21 protein-coding genes and 1 tRNA gene are annotated in these 20,258 nt (G+C 59.9%); 7 read left to right on the top strand and 15 right to left on the bottom strand.

What is annotated here, in order from left to right:
- Positions 1-42: 42 nt before the first annotated feature.
- The 8 genes from E3W21_RS03095 to E3W21_RS03055 all read right to left on the bottom strand — a co-directional run bounded on the left by E3W21_RS03095 (position 43) and on the right by E3W21_RS03055 (position 7,463).
- The gene (locus E3W21_RS03095) at positions 43-318 is read right to left on the bottom strand and encodes a DUF971 domain-containing protein (protein ID WP_134418126.1); all 276 of its coding nucleotides are present in this window, start codon (positions 316-318) and stop codon (positions 43-45) included.
- Complete coding sequence (locus tag E3W21_RS03090; RefSeq protein ID WP_134418120.1) at positions 315-1,277, bottom strand: HEAT repeat domain-containing protein; 963 nt, start codon at positions 1,275-1,277, stop codon at positions 315-317. The genes E3W21_RS03095 and E3W21_RS03090 overlap by 4 nt, the downstream gene beginning before the upstream one ends.
- Positions 1,274-2,122: an ABC transporter ATP-binding protein gene (locus tag E3W21_RS03085; RefSeq protein WP_129443571.1), complete on the bottom strand. Its 849-nt coding sequence runs from the start codon at positions 2,120-2,122 to the stop codon at positions 1,274-1,276. Before E3W21_RS03085 ends, E3W21_RS03090 begins: the two co-directional genes overlap by 4 nt.
- The gene (locus E3W21_RS03080; protein WP_134418113.1) at positions 2,122-2,904 is read right to left on the bottom strand and encodes an ABC transporter permease; all 783 of its coding nucleotides are present in this window, start codon (positions 2,902-2,904) and stop codon (positions 2,122-2,124) included. Before E3W21_RS03080 ends, E3W21_RS03085 begins: the two co-directional genes overlap by 1 nt.
- A 136-nt stretch (positions 2,905-3,040) precedes the next feature.
- Positions 3,041-4,447, bottom strand: a complete 1,407-nt coding sequence (locus tag E3W21_RS03070; RefSeq protein ID WP_166793806.1) for an ABC transporter substrate-binding protein — start codon at positions 4,445-4,447, stop codon at positions 3,041-3,043.
- Between the two features lie 250 nt (positions 4,448-4,697).
- On the bottom strand, positions 4,698-4,943 hold the full coding sequence (locus tag E3W21_RS03065; RefSeq protein ID WP_007946457.1) for a ferredoxin family protein: 246 nt from the start codon (positions 4,941-4,943) through the stop codon (positions 4,698-4,700).
- Between the two features lie 25 nt (positions 4,944-4,968).
- Positions 4,969-6,699 carry a fumarate reductase/succinate dehydrogenase flavoprotein subunit gene (locus tag E3W21_RS03060; RefSeq protein WP_134418106.1) on the bottom strand — a complete coding sequence of 577 codons (1,731 nt, stop codon included), beginning with the start codon at positions 6,697-6,699 and terminating at the stop codon, positions 4,969-4,971.
- Positions 6,700-6,710: 11 nt separating this feature from the next.
- Positions 6,711-7,463, bottom strand: a complete 753-nt coding sequence (locus E3W21_RS03055; protein ID WP_134418099.1) for a GntR family transcriptional regulator — start codon at positions 7,461-7,463, stop codon at positions 6,711-6,713.
- A gap of 70 nt (positions 7,464-7,533) precedes the next feature.
- Between E3W21_RS03055 and E3W21_RS03050 the strand changes: the two genes are divergently transcribed.
- Positions 7,534-7,746, top strand: a complete 213-nt coding sequence (locus E3W21_RS03050) for a hypothetical protein (RefSeq protein ID WP_256657592.1) — start codon at positions 7,534-7,536, stop codon at positions 7,744-7,746.
- Here the strand turns inward: E3W21_RS03050 and E3W21_RS03045 are convergent.
- Both E3W21_RS03045 and E3W21_RS03040 read right to left on the bottom strand, forming a co-directional pair.
- Positions 7,743-8,711 (bottom strand): Gfo/Idh/MocA family protein, encoded by a 969-nt coding sequence (locus tag E3W21_RS03045; RefSeq protein ID WP_134418092.1) that lies wholly within the window; start codon positions 8,709-8,711, stop codon positions 7,743-7,745. The genes E3W21_RS03050 and E3W21_RS03045 overlap by 4 nt on opposite strands.
- Before the next feature lie 16 nt (positions 8,712-8,727).
- Positions 8,728-9,615 (bottom strand): Dyp-type peroxidase, encoded by an 888-nt coding sequence (locus tag E3W21_RS03040; RefSeq protein WP_134418084.1) that lies wholly within the window; start codon positions 9,613-9,615, stop codon positions 8,728-8,730.
- 303 nt (positions 9,616-9,918) lie between these two features.
- Here E3W21_RS03040 and E3W21_RS03035 point away from each other — a divergent pair, with 303 nt between their 5' ends.
- Entirely contained in the window at positions 9,919-11,544 is a 1,626-nt protein-coding gene (locus E3W21_RS03035; RefSeq protein ID WP_134418077.1) for an NADP-dependent glyceraldehyde-3-phosphate dehydrogenase, read from the top strand.
- 47 nt (positions 11,545-11,591) lie between these two features.
- Positions 11,592-12,632, top strand: coding sequence for an FUSC family protein (locus tag E3W21_RS03030; RefSeq protein WP_178084125.1), 1,041 nt, complete (start codon positions 11,592-11,594; stop codon positions 12,630-12,632).
- A 14-nt stretch (positions 12,633-12,646) separates the two neighbouring features.
- Here E3W21_RS03030 and E3W21_RS03025 read toward each other — a convergent pair whose 3' ends face one another.
- A complete protein-coding gene (locus E3W21_RS03025) occupies positions 12,647-13,543 on the bottom strand; it encodes a DMT family transporter (RefSeq protein WP_134418070.1) in 897 nt (298 codons plus the stop codon).
- Positions 13,544-13,678: 135 nt separating this feature from the next.
- Between E3W21_RS03025 and E3W21_RS03020 the strand changes: the two genes are divergently transcribed.
- Positions 13,679-14,116 (top strand): Lrp/AsnC family transcriptional regulator, encoded by a 438-nt coding sequence (locus E3W21_RS03020; RefSeq protein ID WP_008155029.1) that lies wholly within the window; start codon positions 13,679-13,681, stop codon positions 14,114-14,116.
- A 65-nt stretch (positions 14,117-14,181) separates the two neighbouring features.
- On the opposite strand, the gene E3W21_RS03015 is transcribed toward E3W21_RS03020, so the two are convergent.
- Positions 14,182-14,853 carry a Bax inhibitor-1/YccA family protein gene (locus E3W21_RS03015; RefSeq protein ID WP_008155030.1) on the bottom strand — a complete coding sequence of 224 codons (672 nt, stop codon included), beginning with the start codon at positions 14,851-14,853 and terminating at the stop codon, positions 14,182-14,184.
- Between the two features lie 123 nt (positions 14,854-14,976).
- Between E3W21_RS03015 and E3W21_RS03010 the strand changes: the two genes are divergently transcribed.
- Positions 14,977-15,064, top strand: a tRNA-Ser gene (locus E3W21_RS03010).
- 214 nt (positions 15,065-15,278) lie between these two features.
- On the opposite strand, the gene E3W21_RS03005 is transcribed toward E3W21_RS03010, so the two are convergent.
- Complete coding sequence (locus E3W21_RS03005; RefSeq protein ID WP_129443556.1) at positions 15,279-15,680, bottom strand: DUF5329 domain-containing protein; 402 nt, start codon at positions 15,678-15,680, stop codon at positions 15,279-15,281.
- 545 nt (positions 15,681-16,225) lie between these two features.
- Here E3W21_RS03005 and E3W21_RS03000 point away from each other — a divergent pair.
- Both E3W21_RS03000 and E3W21_RS02995 read left to right on the top strand, forming a co-directional pair.
- The gene (locus E3W21_RS03000; RefSeq protein WP_134418062.1) at positions 16,226-16,429 is read left to right on the top strand and encodes a hypothetical protein; all 204 of its coding nucleotides are present in this window, start codon (positions 16,226-16,228) and stop codon (positions 16,427-16,429) included.
- 132 nt (positions 16,430-16,561) lie between these two features.
- On the top strand, positions 16,562-17,275 hold the full coding sequence (locus E3W21_RS02995) for a metallophosphoesterase (protein WP_129443552.1): 714 nt from the start codon (positions 16,562-16,564) through the stop codon (positions 17,273-17,275).
- A gap of 99 nt (positions 17,276-17,374) precedes the next feature.
- Here E3W21_RS02995 and E3W21_RS02990 read toward each other — a convergent pair whose 3' ends face one another.
- Positions 17,375-17,572 (bottom strand): YbdD/YjiX family protein, encoded by a 198-nt coding sequence (locus E3W21_RS02990; protein ID WP_007900300.1) that lies wholly within the window; start codon positions 17,570-17,572, stop codon positions 17,375-17,377.
- A 14-nt stretch (positions 17,573-17,586) separates the two neighbouring features.
- Positions 17,587-19,644, bottom strand: coding sequence for a carbon starvation CstA family protein (locus E3W21_RS02985; RefSeq protein ID WP_134418055.1), 2,058 nt, complete (start codon positions 19,642-19,644; stop codon positions 17,587-17,589).
- Positions 19,645-20,258 lie beyond the last annotated feature (614 nt).

Genomic DNA, 20,258 nt, shown 5'->3' with positions numbered 1-20,258 from the left:
TCAAAAGATCGCAGCCTCGTTTCACTCGTCAGCTCCTTGGTTTCAGGTCAGGCCAGAGAGGTAGGGCCAAGGGAAGATGCCGCGTTCGTGACCGTCGCTGAAGATCAGTTGCAGGCCGTAGCCCTGTTGGTTGAGTTCAATCACGCGGATGCGCTCATCGACTTTCACCGTCAGCCCTTGCAACCGAAACGCCCGGCATTGCGAGCACGGGCATTGGCGGCGCAACTCAACGTGGCCCAACAACTGCTCGCGACCATCCGGCCAGTTCAACCGCAGCTGCTGTTTACCTTGGGAATTGCCAATCGCCACCGGGTTCATTGCAGCTGACTCAAGGCGATGCGCACGGCTTTGCGCACTTCCGGGTCGCCGTCATCCTGGGCGGCCTGCAAGGGTGCGATGGCGCCTCGGTCGTTCAACTCTCCGAGCGCCAGGGCGGCTTCCTTGCGCAGGTTGCTGATGCGGTGGCCGAGGGTTTCGATCAACGCTTCAAGGGCCGGGACGTAACGCAAACGACCGAGGCTGCGGGTGGCGCGCAGGCGGACTTGCCAATACGCGTCGCTCAAGGCTTCGACCAAGGCCGGGCCGGCGTCGACGTGACCGACCTTGCCCAGCGTGGTGGCGGCTTCTTCGCGCACTTGCCAGGCGGCGTCCTGCAAGGCCTGGCGCAGCGCCGGCAGCACGTGGGCGTCGGAGGCCAGGCCAAGGGCACCGGTGGCAGCGCGGCGGACTTCGGTGTCCGGGTCGTCACTGGCCAATCGGGCAAGGGCCGGCAAGGCATCGAGTTGCTTGAGCCAGCCGAGTACACCAACGGCTTCGCGGCGAACACTGGCGTCTTCATCGCTCAATGCCCCTAAAGCAGCCGCGGCAGCATCGGGGAAGCGCAATTCACGCAAGGCTCTGAAAGCGGCGATGCGCACGTTGATGTCGGCATGCCCGGTCCACGGCAGAATCACCCTGCCCGCCGCCTCGGTCTTGAGCAGGCTAAGGCTTTGCGCGGCGGCCGCTTGCACAGCTTGGGAAGGATCGGTCAGGGCCTGGCACAGCGCTTCGACCACAGGTGTGTCCTCCCAGGCTTCAAGCAAGCGTGCGGCTTCGGCGCGGACTTCTTCGGTCGGGTCTTGCGCCAGGCGATTGACCAGCCAAAGCAAACCGTCCGGCTCTTCAAGGTCGGCCAGTTCGATCAGGGCAATTCTGCGCACGCCGGGATCTTCATCCTTCAGGCGCGGTTGCAGGGCGAGAATGTCGTCGTTATCGGTTACATCAAATAGAGAGGTCATAGGGCAAATCGCGGCAGTTTGTTTTCAAGGGGAAGTCCGAGAGGGTTCAGGCGCGGTAACTGCCGACCGTCTTCGTGACGCAGCAACTCGAGGCAATGACGCTTCAAGCGGGAAAATTCGTGACTGGTGACCAGTTCGGTGGTGCGTGGCCGTGGGAAATCGAGACGCAGGTCTTCGATGATCCGGCCCGGGCGCGAACTCATGACCAGCAGCCGATCGGCGAGGAACAGCGCTTCATCGATGTCATGGGTGACGAACACCACGGTGGTGCGAATTCGCGTCCAGATGTCCAGCAGCAGCTCCTGCATGTTCAATCGGGTCAACGCATCGAGGGCGCCGAAGGGTTCGTCCATCAGCAACAGGCGCGGGCGGTTGATCAGCACCCGGGCGATTTCGACCCGTTGCTGCATGCCACCGGAGAGTTGGTCAGGCCAGCGCTCGGCAAACCCTTCGAGGCCCACCAGGGCAAGGATTTCGTCGGCAGCCTGGTGCCGTTCGGTTTTGCCGATGCCGCGCATTTTCAGGCCGAAAGCAACGTTGTCGCGCACGGTGCGCCAAGGGAACAGCGTGTGGTGCTGGAACACCATGCCCCGCTGCGGCGATGGGCCCAGGACCTGCGCACCGTCGACTTTCAGGGTGCCGGTTCGCGGTTGCAGATGACCGGCCAGCGCACCGAGCAGGGTCGATTTGCCGCAACCGGACGGCCCGAGAATGCACACGAATTGCCCCGGCTCGATCTGGCAATCCAGACCTTGCACGGCTTCGAAGGCTTGCTTGTCCTCGCCGAGGACGATGGACAGTTGGCGGATGTCGATCCGTCCTTCAGGGGTTTGCATCACGCTCATCAGGCTTTTCCTCGTGGTCGGTGCCAGGGCGTGAACAGCCCGCCCAGATGTTTGATCAGCAGGCTGCTGCCCATCCCCAGTACGCCGATCAGCAACATGCCGACCACGATGTCGGCGTAGTTCTGGAGGGTGTAGGACTCCCAGGTGTAATAGCCGATGCCGTACTGGCCGGAGATCATTTCGGCGGTCACCAGGCAGAACCATGAGGTGCCCATGCCGATCGCCAGGCCGGTGATGATGCTCGGCGCAGCGCCTGGCAGGATCACCTCCAGCAGAATCGCCCGGCGCCCTGCCCCGAGGCTTTTCGCCGAGGCGATCAGCCGTGGGTCGACGCCTTCGACGCCATGCACGGTATTGAGCAAAATCGGGAACAGTGCGCCGGTGAAGGTGATGAAGACCATCGACAGCTCTGACGAGGGGAACATCAGGATCGCCAGTGGAATCCAGGCCACGGCGGGGATCGGGCGCAGGACTTCCAGCGGTGGTAGCAGCAGGTCTTCGGCCCATTTAGAGCGACCGATGGCCAGGCCCAACGCGATGCCGATGATCAGTGCCACGAGGTAACCGGCGAAGACCCGGCTGAGGCTGCTACCGAGGTGTTGCGCGAGCTTGCCGGAGTCGCCGAGGCCGAGGGCGGCTTCGATGACCGCCAGTGGCGTCGGGACATTGGCGAAGGTGACCAGGCCGAGGTTCCAGTGGTGGCTGGCGGCGAGTTGCCAGAATACAAGGCAGAGCAGCAGTGAAGCGGCTCGGGGGATCCAGCGTAAATAGGATCTGTACACAATACTTCCTCTCAACCGAGATCCTGTGGGAGCGGGCTTGCTCGCGAATGCGATGGATCAGTCGACATCAATGTTGAATGAAAAATCGCATTCGCGAGCAAGCCCGCTCCCACAGGGGATTGCGGTGTTCCGGGGGTTAGCGGACGGCGACGGCCTGGGTGGTAGCGTCGGTGAAGTCGAAGACTTTTCCGCCCTGTGCCGTGGCGAATTGTTGGGCCTGGCCTTTGAGCAGAAACGCGCTGAGGCGCCCTTTCGCATCACTGGCAAACCACGCCTGATCCGCCAGCAACTTGATCCCGCTGTCACTCGCCTGGGCATACACCGCGCGGATGTTTTTGCCTTCCTGCTTCAGACTGGCCAACGCGGTGAACGCCGACTCTGCCGAGGCGTACTGCCGAACCTTCGGCTCGCCACGCACCCAGATCTCTGCCACATGGCTGAAGTCGGTAATCGCTTTGCCACTCGACGCATCCACCGCCTTGAGCGGCGTCTGTCCGTAGTTGGCCAGTTGCGCGGTGTAATCCAGATTCGAGGCCTTGAATGCAGCGCGGATGTATTGGTCGTCGATGAAGGTATTGAGGTCCAACCCGCGATCAGCCTTCTTCAACAGCTTGAGGGTATCGATGGCCGTCCCGACGGCCTGACGGTATTCCGGCTTCCAGCTCAGGTCGCGGGTTTGCACGCCCAGCGGACCGTGGAACAGGTAATTGACCTCGGCATCGACGCCGGTGACCTTGGCGATCAACTCGCTGTATTTCTCCGGCTCAGCCGCGAGCAACTGGTTGGCTTCAATGCTTGCACGCAGGTAAGCCACCACAATTTCCGGGTACTTTTTCGCGTAGGCCTGATCCACTAACGCACCGTGAAAAGTCGGCGCATTGGCCTGGGCGCCGTCATAGATCTTGCGAGCGAAACCACGGCTGGGGAACAGTTCGGCGAACGGCACGAAGTCGGCGTGGGCGTCGATCTTCCCGGCCTGCAAGGCCGAGCCGGCGACTTCCGGCGGCTGGGCGATGATGTTCACCTCTTTCAGCGGGTCCCAGCCTTGGGCAGCCACGGCCCGCAGCAACATGCCGTGCGCCGTCGAGGCGAACGGCACGGAAATGGTCTTGCCCTTGAGTTCGGCCAGCGACTGCACACTCGAGGCGCTCGGCACCACGATGCCGTTGCCACTGCCCTTGATGCTACCCGACAGCACGCTGATAAACAGGCTGTGCTTGCCCGCCGTTTCGAACGCCACACCGTTGAACGAACCGGGGAAATCGGCCATGGCGCCGAAGTCGAGTTTGCCGGCGACCATCTCGTTGGTCAGGGGCGCGCCGCTGGTGAAGTTCTTCCACTCCACCTCGTACTTGGCGTCTTTGTAGGGGCCGTCGTGGGGCAGGTATTTGTCCAGCAGGCCCAGCTCGCGAATCAACAGGCCGCCGGCGGCGCAGTTGATGGTGGTGTCCTGGGTGCCGATGGCAATGCGGATGGTTTCGGCCGACGCCGACATGGTGAATGAGGCCAGTACCAGACCGGCAAATGCTGCACGCAGCAATATTGGCAAAGACATAGGTAAATCCCCTCGAATCATTTATAGGATGTTCGTCTCCGCCACGATCAGGGCGCGGTGGGAAACGAGGGGTGTTTTGAAGCAAGCGTCCGGGGGTTACCGGATGGCTTTGTGGTTGTCTGGACTGGCCTCTTCGCGGGCAAGCCCGCTCCCACAGTGATTTGTGCTGAATCCAAAATTTTGCAGACACCAAAGAAACCTGTGGGAGCCGGGCTTGCCCGCGATGGCGTCCTGTCAGTCAACGCAGGAGATAAGGGATTTCGACTTTCACTGCGCCCGTCGGGCAGTCCTTTTCGCACGGCATGCAATACCAGCATTCGTCAAACGCCATGTAGGCCTTTTGCGTGGCCGGGTTGATCGCCAGCAGGTCCATCGGGCACACGTCGACGCACACGGTGCAACCTTTGTGGGCGATGCAAAGGTCCTCATCGACCGTGACGGGCGCGTTGGAGCGGAAGAAGATTTCCTGGGGTTGATAGGCCATTTTGTGGTCTCTCTTTTGGTGATGCTCAGGCAGCAAAGGCACCGACTCGCAGCCGGTCGTAGGCCTGCATTTCATCGGCATCCAGCGGGATGATGTAAGGCTCGACGGCTTTCTTGAAACTGGTCATCAGTCCGTTTTCATCTTTCTTCAGGTGGCAATGGCAGAACCAGTCGCTGTCGTTGCGTTGCGGGTGGTCGACCCGATAGTGGTAAAGCCCCCAGCGGCTTTCGGCGCGAAACAACGAAGCGCGGGCGGCCATTTCGGCGCAGTCGCGAATCATGCTGACTTCCATAGCGCGCATCAGTTCGTGGGCGTTGTGGGCCTTGATCTGATCGAGATCGCGCTGGATATCGCTGAAGCGTTGCAGGCCGATCTGCATTTTTTTGGTCACTTTCGGCGGTTGCAGGTAGTCGTTCACAAAACGTCGCAGCTTGTACTCCACTTGCGCTGGCGGCAGACCGTGTTCGCGGTCCAGCGGTGCGTAGACCCGGGCCTTTTCTGTTTCGATCTGCTGGGCATCGACCGCTGAAAATTCGCGACCGGCGACAAAATCCGCCGCGTTGGTGCCGGCAAACCAGCCGTAGGTGAACGCGCCGAGCATGTAGTTGTGCGGCACCGCGGCCATGTCACCCGCCGAGTACAAACCCTTGACCGAGGTTTCGGCCTTCTCGTTGACCCACACGCCGGAAGCCGAGTGACCGCTGCAAAAACCGATTTCCGAGATGTGCATCTCGACCATTTGCGTGCGGTAGTCGGTGCCGCGATTGGCATGAAACTGGCCGCGACTCGGGCGTTCGTTGCTGTGCAGGATCTCTTCGATGTTCTGGATGGTTTCCTCGGCCAGGTGATCGAGTTTGAGGAACACCGGGCCGTTGCCGCTTTCGAGCTCCTGGTGGAACTCCCACATCATCTGGCCGCTCCAGTAATCGCACTCGATGAAGCGTTCGCCCTTGTTGTTCGCGGTGTAGCCGCCCAACGGACCGGTGACGTAGGCGCAGGCCGGGCCGTTGTAATCCTTGATCAACGGGTTGATCTGGAAGCATTCGAGGTTCGCCAGTTCTGCCCCGGCGTGATAGGCCATGGCGTAACCGTCGCCAGCGTTGGTGGGGTTTTCGTAGGTGCCCATCAGGTAGCCCGAGGACGGTAAACCGAGACGCCCGGCGGCGCCGCAGCAGAGGATCACGGCTTTGGCCTTGATTACATGGAAGTCGGCGGTGCGGCAGTCGAACCCCATCACGCCGTTGACCGCGCCCTCTTCGTCCGTCAGCAATCGCGTGCAGACCAGCCGATTGGTGATGCTCACCCGCGCCCGCTTCAACTGGCGGTACAGGACTTTTTTGATGTCATGCCCTTCCGGCATTGGCAGCACGTAGGCGCCCATGTGGTGGACCTTTTTCACCGCGTAGTCGCCGGTTTCGTCCTTCTCGAACTTCACACCCCAGCGGTCCAGTTGCTCGATGGTTTCGAAGCTGTGGGTCGCGTAGGCATAGACCGCCGCCTGATTGACGATGCCGTCGTTTGCGATGGTGATTTCCTTGGTGTATTGCTCCGGCGTCGAATGGCCGGGAATGATCGCGTTGTTCAGGCCGTCCATGCCCATGCTGATCGCACCGCTGCGTTTGACGTTGGCCTTGTCGATCAGCAACACGCGCAAATCGCGGTTGCGTTCCTTGGCCTTGATTGCCGCCATCGGTCCTGCGGTGCCGCCGCCGATCACGACGATGTCGTATTCCTGTTCGAGCGTCTTTCTAGTCATTGAGCCGTGAGTCATGCCTGCGCCCCTTTTTGCCGGTCGATCCGCAGGCGGTACTGGAAGGCATCGCCGCGATAGTAAAGGTGTTCGAAGTCCACGGGCTGGCCGCTGGCGTCGTGGGTCAAACGCTCGATGCGCATGATCGGCGAGCCGGGCTCGACGTTCAGCGCCTGGGTCAGGTCGCTGTTGGCCAGCACTGCGTCGATGGCCAGATCCGCGTGACCGAGCGCCAGGCCGCAGTCGTTTTCCAGGATCAGGAAAATGTCGCGAGTGACCAGATCGGCCTTCTCCAGGCGCTCGCCGATGGCCTTGGGCAGGTAGGTGATCTCCAGGGAAATCGGCTCGCGGTTGATCAGCCGCACGCGTTTGATCTGCGCCACCGTCTCGCCTTCGGCGACGTGCAAGCGCTCGGCAACGAGTTTGTCGGCGGGAATGAATTTGAAACTGCGCAGGCGGTTGATCACCTCGTAGCCGCGACCGGTCATGGACTCGGCGAGGCCTTGCAGGGTGCTGACGTTCTGGAAGGTTTTCGGCTTGGCGACGAAGGTGCCCTTGCCGTGGATCTTGAAGATCAGCCCTTCTTTCTGCAGATCCCCCAAGGCCTGGCGCACGGTGATGCGGCTGACTTTGAACAGCGCGCCGAGTTCGCTTTCGGAAGGCATCTGGCTGTCTTGTGGGTATTGGCCGTCAAGGATGCGGGCGCGAAGCACATCCCGCAGTTGGGTGTGCAGCGGAACGCTACTGAGGGAGAGAACGTTATCGGTCATGGAAGATCACTTGTTATAACGAGTTATGACGTGATCTTAAAGTTCTAATGGCGGGCTTGAGAAATACTGTTTGAGCATAAGGTTAGATTCGCCGAACGACCGCGGACTTGTAGCAGCTGCCGAGCAGCGTGACGCTGCGTTCGGCGGCGAAGCCGTCGTGAAATCAGGCAACTCGGTATGTCAGTACAACCTCGCATTCAGGGTTTACGACGGCTTCGCCGCCGAACGCAGCCTCACGATGCTCGGCAGCTGCTACATCGGCGGGGCGTTCAGTGAGCGTTAGCGGCGTTTGAGGATCTGGTCCATCACCCAATCGGTTTTCAATGCCTGTTCGGCCACGGCTGGATGCTGCGCTTCTCCACGGATATGGGCGTTCATACCCTGTACGTGATGCCATTGAATGTGGTGGTGATTTTCGATGTGCAGGCTGAGAGTTTCATCGGCTTCAAGCTGAACCGGATGTTCATCGAATACCGAAAAGGTGATCCGGCCTTTGCTGCCGATCAGCTCGACCCGATCTTCACGTCGGTCCGCAACGAAATTCCAGCAGCCCATACCCAGGGCGCCCGAAGCAAACCGCCAACTGGCGCTGACGGCATCCTCGGCGGTATACAAACCGGCCTGGTGCGCGGTAAACCCGGCGACTTCGACGATGTCACCGAGCAGGTACTGGAACAGGTCGAAGCCATGACTGGCCAGGTCGGCGAAATAACCACCGCCGGCAATTACCGGGTCGGTGCGCCAGTTATCAGTGCCGCCAAGATCGGTCGGAGATGGCGCTTTGGTCAAGGTCCAGGTCAAGTGCCGGACCTCGCCGATCCGCCCTTCCTCCAGCCATTGCCGCACTTGCTGGAAGCGTGGAAGTGAACGCCGGTAATAGGAAACAAACAGGTGCAGCCCGGCATCGACAAAGACCTTTTGCATCTCACGGCTTTGTCCGGCATTCAACGACATCGGTTTTTCGACGCAGCAATGTTTGCCGGCGGCGGCCACCCTCAAGGCGTAAGCGTGATGACTGTCAGGCGGCGTGGCGATGTATACCGCGTCGACCTCGGGATCATTGATCAACGCGTCCACATCGGTGTAGACCCGAGCGATGCCGTGGCGCGCGGCGTAATCCGTCACTGCCTCCAGACGCCGGCCCATTACCGCCACCAGCGCCGAGCCGGGCGCCTTGTAGAAGGCCGGCCCGCTCTTGCGTTCAGCGACGCTGCCACACCCGATCATGCCCCAACGCACCACGTTCATACTCACTCCCTGATGTTTAGCTGATGCGCAGTGCGCGCAGGTCCAGATGACCGTCCTTGAGCGGCGGGCACCAGTAGTAGCCGCCGGTGATCGGCCGGCTGATGCGGTACAAACCATCGGTGATGCCGTCTTCCAGACCGCTCATGCGGCGTAGTTGGGCTTCGAAGGCGTCGAGGGAGAAACCGAAGGCCAGGAACATCAGGCCGGCGCGGTCGCCTTCGATCCAGGGCATGGAACGGCGCACCACGAATGCCTCGGGGGCAAAGCTTTCCTGGGCGGTGCGTTTGACGTGAGCGGAGATCGGCGCGTCGTCTAGCTCTTCGTTGTCGCTCAAACGACGGCCCATGATGTTGTCCTTCTCATGGGACGGCCTCGCGTGGAAACCTTTCAGGTCGTGCTGCCACTGCTGGATCGCGGCGAAACTGCCGCCGACCATTCCGTCAGTGCCGTCACTCACCAGCGCGGCGGCGACGGCGGCTTCGTCGTGAGGGTTTTCGGTGCCGTCTTCATAACCGGTCAGGTCGTGGCCGGTGAGGTGGCGGAAGGTTTCGTTCATCTGCACCAGGCGCAGGGCCGGGGCCAGCGCGGCTTCGATGGCGTTGCTGCGATTGAGCAATTCGCCACGGTCGACACCGTGCAACCAGCACCAGAGCGCGTGCTGGGTCGACGGGTTATCGACGCCGACACCGGTCAACGCTGGAAAGGCGCGCAGGCCTTCGATTTGCCCCTTGAGGGCCTTGACCAGGGATTCACCGAACCCGACCACTGCCGACTTCCCGTCCACCAACCCCTTAAGATTCTCCAGCGCGGCCGGCAATGCAGCGGCGGATTCGAGTGCGAAGAACATATGACGGGCTTGAGGCGGAACTGGGGTGGCGAGAATGCCCGGCTGGTAGTAACTCATATGAACTCCTTTAGAAAGAGCGCGAAGTTTAACCGCGGCATCGGCCGTTGTGTGTTTTCAGGTCAAAAACCACCACTTTCATCCCTCTTTCAACCGATCAAGACTGCGTGTGCTGTAGGTCATGACAATCCGTGTTGCCATCTGGTAAAACGATTCAGCTATGCTGATCGAGCGCGCAGTCTGTAATAGGCAGCCTCTCGCCACCACTTTCGACACCCGCGTTGTGATCAGGCCTTGACCTGATGGCAGTGCGTAGCGATAACAGACCTTATCCGCATCACCCAATCCAGACGGGGTAGCGACATGACCACAGTACACATTCTTGGCAACCTGTTTCCCGACGCCACCGACATCCCGGAAAAATACCGCCTCGACGGCCAGACCGAGCAGCGTGAATACCTGGTCGACGGCGAGCTGAAAACCTGGTCCGGGCCCCTCGCCCAGGTCCGCAGCCCGGTGTACCTGACGGGTGAAAATGGTGACGAACAAGTGATCCTCGGCAGCACGCCGCTGCTCGATGCCGACACCGCATTGACCGCCCTCGACGCCGCCGTCCGCGCCTATGACCGGGGCCAGGGCCTGTGGCCGACGATGCGCGTGGCCGAACGCATCCAGCACGTCGAAGCCTTCCTCGGACGCATGCGTGAACAGCGCGAAGCCGTGGTCAAGTTGCTGATGTGGGAAATCGGCAAGAACCTCAAGGACTCGGAGAAAGAGTTCGACCGCACCTGCGACTACATCGTCGACACCATCAACGCGCTGAAGGAGCTCGACCGCCGCTCCAGCCGCTTCGAACTGGAACAGGACACCCTCGGCCAGATCCGCCGCGTACCGCTGGGTGTGGCGTTGTGCATGGGACCTTACAACTACCCGTTGAACGAAACCTTCACCACGCTGATCCCGGCGCTGATCATGGGCAACACCGTGGTGTTCAAACCGGCCAAGCTGGGTGTGCTGCTGATTCGTCCGTTGCTGGAAGCGTTCCGCGACAGCTTCCCGGCCGGGGTGATCAACGTGATCTACGGCAGCGGCCGCGAGACCGTCAGCGCGCTGATGGCCAGCGGCAAGATCGACATCTTCGCGTTTATCGGCACCAACAAAGCCGCCAGCGACCTGAAAAAACTGCACCCAAAGCCGCACCGCTTGCGCGCGGCGTTGGGCCTGGACGCGAAAAACCCCGGCATCGTGCTGCCCGAGGTGGATCTGGACAACGCCGTCAGCGAAGCACTCACTGGCTCGCTGTCGTTCAATGGCCAGCGCTGCACCGCGCTGAAAATCCTCTTCGTCCATGAAGACGTGGTCGATTCGTTCATCGAGAAATTCAACGCCAAACTCGCCAACCTCAAACCCGGCATGCCGTGGGACAGCGGCGTGGCGCTGACGCCGTTGCCGGAAGCGAGCAAGGTCGATTACCTGCACTCGCTGGTGGCGGATGCCGTGAGCAAAGGCGCCACCGTGGTCAACCCCAACGGCGGTGAAGCCCGCGCATCATTCTTCTACCCCGCCGTGCTGTACCCGGTGACGCCGCAGATGCGCGTCTATCAGGAAGAACAGTTCGGCCCGGTCGTGCCGATCGTGCCTTACCGGCATCTGGACACGGTGATCGATTACGTCCTGGAATCGGACTTCGGCCAGCAGTTGAGTATCTTCGGCACCAACCCCGTGGCTGTCGGCCGGCTGGTGGACACCTTCGCCAACCAGGTCGGGCGGATCAACCTCAACGCCCAGTGCCAGCGCGGCCCGGACACCTTTCCGTTCAACGGCCGCAAGAACTCCGCCGAAGGCACGCTGTCGGTGCATGATGCGCTGCGGGTGTTTTCGATCCGGACACTGGTGGCAACCAAGTTCCAGGAAACCAACAAAGAACTCATCAGCGAGATCATCAGCGGACGCAGTTCGAGTTTCCTGACCACCGATTACATCTTCTGAGGAGACCGAGCCTGAGCACATTCAGAGCCAATCGACTGCCACCGCTAATGCGCCGACTGCTGCGTCCGTTGCTGGACCCGTACCGGCGCTATCGCCACGCCAGGGTGATCCATGCGGTACGTGTGTCATTGGGGTTGCTGGCAACGATCCTGCTGACCACCGGCATCCATCTGCCCCACGGTGAGTGGGCGTCGGTGACGATGCTGGTGGTGATCGGCGGTTTGCAGCACCACGGCAACATCGGCAAAAAAGCCGCCGAGCGCGCCATCGGCACCTTGATCGGTGCCGGCGTCGGCTTGCTGCTGGTGGCGCAACAGGCCTGGCTCGGGATGCCGTGGCTGACCTATTTCGCGATGGCCGTGGTTTGCGGGTTCTTCTCGTACCACGCCATCGGCAAGGGCGGTTACACCGCGTTGCTCTCGGCGATTACCGTGTTTATCGTCGCGGGGCATGGCGACAATCCGATTACCGACGGGTTGTGGCGTGGGGTGGACATCCTGATCGGCATCGCCCTGGCCCTGGCGTTTTCATTCGCGCTGCCGCTCTACGCGGTTTATTCCTGGCGCTACAACCTGGCCGATGCCTTGCGCGACTGCGCGACGATTTACGGGCGCATCATCAATGGCCAATCGGTCACCGATGACGAACACCATAAACTCGTGGGCCGCCTGAACACGGTGATGGTGCAACTGCGCTCGTTGATGCCATCGGTGTCCAAAGAAGTGCGGATCTCCATGACCGAACTCGATGCCATTCAGCGTCATCTGCGGATGTGCGTCAGCACCCTGGAAATCCTCGGCAACACCCGACCTGACGCCAGTGACCCCGATGCCATGGCCCATCTGCAATCGGCCTTGAAAGCCGAGCATCGGCTGATTCGGGTGCAACTGATTGGTATGGCCCGGGCGCTGAAATCCGGTGCGTCCCAGCGGCTCAGTCGGCCCGTCGAACTGCCGTCGGATTCAAGCCTGACCGCGCCGGTTTACAATCCGCTGGACGGCTATCGGTTATTGGTCCGGCAGTTAGCCGCCAACATCGGCGAGATGCGCCAGCGCTTGGCCAAGACAGCACCGCGCTGGAACATCTGAGGTTTCTTGACGGCTTACTGCGTCGTCACCGTCCGACGAAACTTAAGGCTCCAACCCTGTTGCATGCCGGCAGCGGCCAACAGAATCGCGGCAACACCGATCCATTGCAGCGGCTCCAGGCGATGGCCGAAGGCAAACCAGTCAACGAAAATCGCCGCAATCGGATAGATGAACGAGAGTGCGCCGGTCAGTGCCGTCGGCAGTTTTTGAATGGCGCCGTAGAGCAGCACGTACATCACGCCGGTGTGGACAATGCCCAGGGTGACCAGACTGGCCCACGCGCTGGGCGCTTGCGGCAGCGCCGAAAAGTGCGCGAATGGCGCAAGTAACAGCACGCCGGTGGTGACCTGGATTAACGCAATCAGATGCGGCGGTGTACCGGTCAGGCGTTTGATGATCAACGCGGCAATCGCGTAAAGGAATGCCGCCCCCAGCGCCAGAGCGATGCCTATCAGGTAATCATTGGCGCTCTCGCCCTGCCCGCCATGTGCGCTGACAATCGCCAGCATCCCGAGAAACGAGATGCCCAGCCAGAACAGTTTCTGCAGGGTGATTTTCTCGTTGAGGAACAACGCGGCCAACCCAACCAGCATGAACGGCTGAACGTTGTAAACCGCGGTGCCGATGGCAATCGAGGCGCGGGAGTAAGAAGCAAACAACAGCACCCAGTTGCCGACAATCGCCACGCCGCTGAGCACGGCCAGCAAAAATGTGGTGCGGGTCAGAATGCCGGGGCGCAGGAAGCCGAATGCCGCGCAGATCAGCAACAACGTGCCGGCGCCGAACACGCAACGCCAGAACACTACGTCCAGCACCGGTTGCCCGGACACCAGCACGAACCAGCCGATGGTCCCGGAAATCAGCATGGCGGCGGTCATTTCGAATGACCCGTGACGTATTGTTTTGTCCATCATCAGACTCCTGTGTTTGAGCCCAAAGTATGCCAATCCGCCGAGGGGCTTCTCCAGCGCAAAAAGCAGGCTAAACTCGATTTCTGCCTTTTTTATCAAGGCGGTTTGAATTAATTGCCTAATAGGGGTTTCGCCATGACCGACGATATCGACCAAGTGCTGATTACGGCATTGATGGAAGACTCACGCCGCTCGCTCAAGGCTCTGGCGCAGATCAGCGGCCTGTCCTCGCCCAGCGTCGCCGAGCGTTTGCGCCGCCTCGAAGAGCGTGGCGTGCTCAAGGGTTACACCGTCGAGATCGACCCCAAATGCTTTGGCTATCAACTCCAGGCCATCGTCCGTATTCGTCCGCTGCCAGGCCAGTTGCAGGAAGTGGAACGGCAGATTCAGGCCATTCCCGAATTTACCGAGTGCGACAAAGTCACCGGCGACGACTGTTTCATCGCACGCCTGCATGTGCGTTCGATGGAACAACTGGACACCCTGCTCGACCGTCTAAACACCCACGCCGAAACCAACACTGCAATCGTCAAGAAAACCCCGGTCAAGCGTCGCTTGCCACCGATGGCGTGATCCATTACTCAAATCGCAGGCAAGAAAAAACCCGCCGAAGCGGGTTTTTTCCTCAAGGCTGACGATTAGTCATCGCGGCTCATGATGCCGAACAGCTGCAACAAGCTGATGAACAGGTTGTAGATCGATACATACAGGCTAATGGTCGCCATGATGTAGTTGCGCTCGCCGCCGTGAATGATGGCGCTGGTCTGGAACAGAATGCAGACCGAGGAGAACAGCACGAAACCTGCGCTGATCGCCAGTTGCAGACCACTGATCTGGAAGAACAGGCTCGCCAGCGTCGCACCCAGCAGCACGAAGAAGCCAGCGGTGATGAAACCACCCAGGAAGCTCATGTCCTTGCGGGTAATCAGCACATAAGCCGACAGACCGCCGAACACCAGCGCAGTCATCGCGAAGGCCGAACTGACCACCTCGGCGCCGCCCTGCATGCCCAGGTAACGGTTGAGGATCGGGCCAAGCAGGAAACCCATGAAACCGGTCAGGGCAAATGCCGACACCAGGCCCCAGGCCGAATCACGGAGTTTGTTGGTGAGGAAGAAAAGGCCGTAGAAGCCGATCAGCACCACGAAAACGTTCGGGTAGCCGACACGCATCTGCTGAGCGACAAACGCCATCACGCCGCTGAATGCGAGGGTGAGAGCGAGTAAGCCGTAAGTGTTGCGCAGGACGCGGCTAACCTCTAGCTGCTCAGCCTGCACGCTGTTATTAACTGCGTAATCCTGTTCGCGCATGGCGACACTCCTGTTGGTTTGAAACGTTCAGTCGCAAAGATCATAACAGACGCTCTGTAACAAGCTATGCAGAGAGTTTGACAGTGTGTTTCATTCAGGTATTATGGCGCCCGCAACGCAAACGGAGGTGTGGCCGAGTGGTTTAAGGCAACGGTCTTGAAAACCGTCGACTGTAACAGGTCCATGAGTTCGAATCCCATCGCCTCCGCCATATTTGTACCGACAAGGCCCTGATTAGTCAGGGCTTTGTCGTTTCTGGGGTTTGGTGGAATCATCGTCTTTCGGCATGTCTTCCATCACTATTATGGAAAGCGTTCTGTAATTCAGTCCGTTTCACCCCCGCTCCGGCGTCGACAACGACTTTCGAATCCCCGAAACGAAAAAGCCCAGCAGTTGCACTGGGCTTTCTCGTTTCGGGGGTAGGCTCAATGGAGCTGGCGTTGTCTCTGCAGCTCTGTCTTCAGCCAGGTGCTCGTCGGCTGGACGCCTGTTGAGCAACGCACTTCGTAGGCTTTGCCACTCATGCTGCTTTTAGTGGCAGCGAGATCGATGAAGTCTTCTGCGCTGCTCACCAGGTTCTTGCCTTCGAGATAATCCAGCTTCTTTTCGAGATGTGCCCGAGCCTGGGGCCCAGGGTATTCACTGCCGTTGCGCACGAACTTGCACTCACTGCGCTCCACAAAATCCAGCAAGCCCTTTATCTCCTGGTTCGCCTGTGGCGTGGTTTGAGCCTGCGCACCGCCCGCCACTGCAAAAAAGCCGATAGAAGCAGTGATCAGCCATTGGCGGAAAATGGGTCGAGTCACCGCTACTTTCAAAATACACATGATACTTCCTTGTCCTGAAAGGGGTGACTGTAGCGCGGCGTCACCCGAGCAACCAGCAGAACGCTGTGCGATGTTGTTCGTTCGAAAGGATCAACCTGAGGAAGAGAAAGGGGATCAATGAGCCCAATACCTCTGTGCGCGAGCAGTTGGCCAAAGTCGCAGTTACTTATCCCTGTATCGGCATCAGACTCATTGATCGTTGCCCAGCTCAATGTTGGGCGATTTCCATCTAACCGAATGGAGATGCATTGGCGCGTCAATAGCAGCCATGCACTATTTTTTTAACAAAACAACTTCGGCACGTCTAATCACCTTTTTCCCCGGCCTTATAGGCTCAGGAAATATCCCCTTAACAGCCAACCGCTATGGCGGCACCACCATTCGTCGCATCAAAAACGCTGCGCGATTTTTTTGACTATTCCTGGCTTAAGGTTTGCAGAAGACGCTCGTAGCAGCCCCAGAACGACGTAATTCTGACGCGGCAGCACTTTAATTAACGCTTAGGACGCCAGCGATGCGCTTGGTCAGTCACCGGGAGATGTAACGTGTCAACTCTCAATGAAATCGCAGCGAACCACGCGAGAATGGCCAAGGCTCTTGTCGAAGAGTCGACCGGGCTGAGTGAGCGCCCCACCCAGATAGTGGAGAGTTTCGAAGTTCCATCCATGGATGCGCAACACATGCCTCTGCACCTTATCGCCGGAGTGCAGGACAACCATTTCGGGCAAGCGACGGCCTACTCGCTCTGACGATGCTTGATCCGGGCAGCCTGTCGGGCAGGCGGTAAAGGACTACCTGTCGGCGCGCTAACGATCGAGTACCACTTTCTGGCCTAAACTCAACTGACTAGCCCGCTGGGGAGCTGCCGGAGTGGCATTCCCATGTTCGAAACTGTAGAGATGTCGCGCGTGAAGCACTTCGCCGCAAATGTTGCCGGCCGAGATTTCGCGGTCGGTGATATTCATGGCCATTTCACTGGGGTGCAGGCCGCACTGGATGCAGCCGGGTTCAACCGCTTGGTAGATCGGCTATTCAGTGTTGGCGATCTGATTGACCGCGGGCCCGAGTGCCGTGACGCGCTCGATTGGCTGGACAAACCATGGTTCCACCCGGTGCGAGGCAACCATGACGACTACGTGGTGTATTTCGATACCTGCGACATCGACAGCTGGATACTCAACGGGGGCTCATGGTTCACGGGCCTGTCGTTGATCGAGAAGCAAGCATTCGCGGCGCAGTTCGCCAAGCTCCCTATCGCGATCGAAGTCGAAACGGCACACGGCCTGATCGGCATCGTGCACGCCGATTGTCCATTTCCATCATGGCAGCAGCTGCGAAAGGAACTGGAGTCGCCGGAAAGCAACAGGCGTCTGCAGGAAGCGCAGCACTACTGCATGTGGTCACGAAGGCGGATCGATCAGCAGGAAACGCATGGCGTTGAAGGCCTGCGCGCACTGGTCGTAGGGCATACGCCGCTTTATATGCCCGTCAGCCTTGGCAATGTGATTCACATCGATACGGGTGGCTGGCGGCCGGACCGTGGTTATTTCACCCTGCTGGATCTCGAAACGCTCCAAACCATCCCCGCAAGCTGACTCAACACGGATCGACCAATGCCATTCACTCAAAAAAAACCCGGCCTCATCAGCCGGGTTCTTCATTAGCTATTCAGGTGGCATCACTGCCACCGACCATCAACAGCACTTCGGCCCAGCCTTGCTTCCGTAACGAGCTTCCTGGCGTTCCCGAAAGAACACCTCGTAACTCATCACCGGCTTGTCCGGGTGCTTGGTTTGCATGTGCTCGACGTAGGTGTCGTAGTCGGGCATGCCGACCATCAGGCGCGCGGCCTGACCGAGGTATTTACCGAGGCGACTCAGGTCATTGAACATGCTGCAATCCTCGATCAAGCGTCCGGCAGTGCCTGGAATGGCGCTTCTTTATCCGTACGTTCTTTAGTGCCCCAGGCGGCGATACCGACCTTGAGTGCAAAGAACAGGATGCTGAAGACCACCAGCAAGAACAGCGCGGTCAGCGTTGCGTTGGTGTAGGCGTTGTAGATCACGTGCTGCATCTGGTCGATGCTCTTGGCCGGGGCGAGGATCTGACCGTTGGCCAGGGCATCGCTGTACTTCTTGGCCAGGGCCAGGAAACCGATCGCCGGGTTGGCATCGAACAGCTTGATGAAGCCGGCGGTGGTGGTACAGATCAGCAGCCACACGGCGGGCAACATGGTGACCCAGACATAGCGCTGGCGTTTCATTTTGATCAGCACAACGGTCGCCAACATCAGCGCGATACCGGCCAGCATCTGGTTGGAGATACCGAACAACGGCCACAAGGTGTTGATGCCACCCAACGGATCGATCACGCCCTGGTACAACAGATAACCCCACATCGCCACACAACCGGCGGTTGCGATCAGGTTGGCGGTCCAGGATTCAGTGCGTTTCAGCGCTGGCACGAAGGAACCCAGCAAGTCCTGCAGCATGAAGCGTCCGGCACGGGTACCGGCGTCGACGGCGGTCAGGATGAACAGCGCCTCGAACAGGATCGCGAAGTGGTACCAGAACGCCATGGTGTTTTCACCCGGCAGAAGGTGGTGCAGGATCTGCGCGATACCGACTGCCAGCGTCGGCGCACCGCCGGCACGGGCCAGGATGGTGGTTTCACCGATGTCCTTGGCCACTGCTTGCAGCGCTTCCGGGGTAATTGCAAAGCCCCAACTGCTGACGGTCTGAGCTACCGAAACAGCATCAGAGCCGACAAGCGCCGCCGGGCTGTTCATGGCGAAGTACACGCCCGGCTCGATCACCGAAGCAGCCACCATGGCCATGATGGCGACGAAGGATTCCATCAGCATGCCGCCGTAACCGATGTAACGGGCATGGCCTTCGCTGGCCAACAACTTCGGCGTGGTACCGGAAGCAATCAGCGCGTGGAAACCGGAGACTGCGCCACAGGCGATGGTGATGAACAGGAACGGGAACAACCCGCCCTTCCACACCGGCCCGGTACCGTCGACGAACTGGGTCAGCGCCGGCATTTTCAGGTCGGGCATGGTGATCAGGATGCCGATCGCCAAGGCCACGATGGTGCCGATTTTCAGGAAGGTCGACAGGTAGTCCCGCGGCGCCAGAATCAGCCACACCGGCAATACTGCCGCGACGAAACCGTAACCGATCAGCATCCAGGTGATCTGGATCCCGGTGAAGGTAAAGGCCTTGGCCCAGACCGGATCAGCGGCAATCTGCCCGCCCAGCCAAATCGAACCGAGCAGCAGCAACACACCGACCACGGAGATTTCACCGATGCGGCCCGGGCGGATGTAGCGCATGTAAATGCCCATGAACATCGCGATCGGGATGGTCGCCATCACTGTGAAAATACCCCACGGGCTTTCAGCCAGGGCCTTGACCACGATCAGCGCCAGCACCGCGAGGATGATGATCATGATCAGGAAGCAGCCAAACAGCGCGATGGTCCCGGGGATGCGGCCCATTTCTTCACGGACCATGTCGCCCAGGGAACGACCGTTGCGGCGGGTGGACATGAACAGAACCATGAAGTCCTGAACGGCACCGGCCAGCACCACGCCGGCAATCAGCCACAGCGTACCGGGCAAATAGCCCATCTGCGCCGCCAGGACCGGACCGACCAGCGGCCCCGCGCCAGCGATGGCGGCGAAGTGGTGACCGAAGAGTACGTGTTTGTTGGTCGGCACGTAGTCCAGACCGTCATTGTTAACGACAGCGGGCGTGGCACGATTGGGGTCGAGTTGCATCACCTTGGTGGCGATGAACAGGCTGTAGTAGCGATAAGCGACAAGATAGATAGCGACTGCTGCGACTACGATCCAGAGGGCGTTGATCGCTTCGCCGCGGCGCAGGGCCACGACACTTAGCGCAAACGCTCCCAGGACAGCCACGGCAAACCAGGCGAGGTGTTTAGCCAGACGGGGCATAGCGTGTCTCCTGCCGACAGCCAGTGGACTGCGGCGGTAATTTTTATAATTGTGTCCGCTGTGCGGAGCTGGCCCAATATCCCCGCATGCCGTCTACAAATAAATCCGCGTTACTACGTACATGGCGTCTACGTAGTTCTACGTAGATGACGCTGATCTTCTTGTAAGAGCGGCGGTGCGGCGATCCGACTTACTCGCGAAAGCAATCTGTCATTCAACATTGATGTCGTCTGATACACCGCCATCGCGAGCAAGCTCGCTCCCACAATGGATCCTCACCACTCATCAGGCCGAGCGTTAGCTCGCCTGCAGCTCCTGATCTTGATCTTGATCCACCCGCCCCTNGACGCAGTCGAACACGCTGCATGTAGGTCGTCGCGCAGCAGACCGGAGGGCAGTGTCCCCGGATGGATACCGGAGCGAAGGAACGCCGAGCCTAGGCGAGGGGCCGGACGCTCGGGGCGAGACCTTTGGTTACTTTGGGGCGTTTGCCAATCGGCATAGGGGACGGCCATCTGGCCGTGCCCCTGCCACACCACCCGGCATGCGGGTCCGCACCGGGCGGTTCGAGAAGTTGAGGTCAGCAGAGTCGAGGTAGACCCAACCGGTCGAAC

The organism is Pseudomonas sp. F01002 (assembly GCF_004402115.1).
GTDB lineage: Bacteria > Pseudomonadota > Gammaproteobacteria > Pseudomonadales > Pseudomonadaceae > Aquipseudomonas > Aquipseudomonas frigoris.
This window is presented reverse-complemented; position numbering and strand designations above follow the sequence as displayed.

What these genes read in the sequence shown, in the direction of transcription:
- E3W21_RS03055 (WP_134418099.1), bottom strand. Translation starts at nt 7,463, where the DNA reads ATGACCGATAACGTTCTCTCCCTCAGTAGCGTTCCGCTGCACACCCAA.
- E3W21_RS02990 (WP_007900300.1), bottom strand. Translation starts at nt 17,572, where the DNA reads ATGTTCAATGACCTGAGTCGCCTCGGTAAATACCTCGGTCAGGCCGCG.
- E3W21_RS03030 (WP_178084125.1), top strand. Translation starts at nt 11,592, where the DNA reads ATGCGCCGACTGCTGCGTCCGTTGCTGGACCCGTACCGGCGCTATCGC.
- E3W21_RS03090 (WP_134418120.1), bottom strand. Translation starts at nt 1,277, where the DNA reads ATGACCTCTCTATTTGATGTAACCGATAACGACGACATTCTCGCCCTG.
- E3W21_RS03025 (WP_134418070.1), bottom strand. Translation starts at nt 13,543, where the DNA reads ATGGACAAAACAATACGTCACGGGTCATTCGAAATGACCGCCGCCATG.
- E3W21_RS03065 (WP_007946457.1), bottom strand. Translation starts at nt 4,943, where the DNA reads ATGGCCTATCAACCCCAGGAAATCTTCTTCCGCTCCAACGCGCCCGTC.
- E3W21_RS03045 (WP_134418092.1), bottom strand. Translation starts at nt 8,711, where the DNA reads ATGAACGTGGTGCGTTGGGGCATGATCGGGTGTGGCAGCGTCGCTGAA.
- E3W21_RS03095 (WP_134418126.1), bottom strand. Translation starts at nt 318, where the DNA reads ATGAACCCGGTGGCGATTGGCAATTCCCAAGGTAAACAGCAGCTGCGG.
- E3W21_RS02985 (WP_134418055.1), bottom strand. Translation starts at nt 19,644, where the DNA reads ATGCCCCGTCTGGCTAAACACCTCGCCTGGTTTGCCGTGGCTGTCCTG.
- E3W21_RS03085 (WP_129443571.1), bottom strand. Translation starts at nt 2,122, where the DNA reads ATGAGCGTGATGCAAACCCCTGAAGGACGGATCGACATCCGCCAACTG.
- E3W21_RS03060 (WP_134418106.1), bottom strand. Translation starts at nt 6,699, where the DNA reads ATGACTAGAAAGACGCTCGAACAGGAATACGACATCGTCGTGATCGGC.
- E3W21_RS03005 (WP_129443556.1), bottom strand. Translation starts at nt 15,680, where the DNA reads ATGTGTATTTTGAAAGTAGCGGTGACTCGACCCATTTTCCGCCAATGG.
- E3W21_RS03020 (WP_008155029.1), top strand. Translation starts at nt 13,679, where the DNA reads ATGACCGACGATATCGACCAAGTGCTGATTACGGCATTGATGGAAGAC.
- E3W21_RS03035 (WP_134418077.1), top strand. Translation starts at nt 9,919, where the DNA reads ATGACCACAGTACACATTCTTGGCAACCTGTTTCCCGACGCCACCGAC.
- E3W21_RS03015 (WP_008155030.1), bottom strand. Translation starts at nt 14,853, where the DNA reads ATGCGCGAACAGGATTACGCAGTTAATAACAGCGTGCAGGCTGAGCAG.
- E3W21_RS02995 (WP_129443552.1), top strand. Translation starts at nt 16,562, where the DNA reads ATGTTCGAAACTGTAGAGATGTCGCGCGTGAAGCACTTCGCCGCAAAT.
- E3W21_RS03040 (WP_134418084.1), bottom strand. Translation starts at nt 9,615, where the DNA reads ATGAGTTACTACCAGCCGGGCATTCTCGCCACCCCAGTTCCGCCTCAA.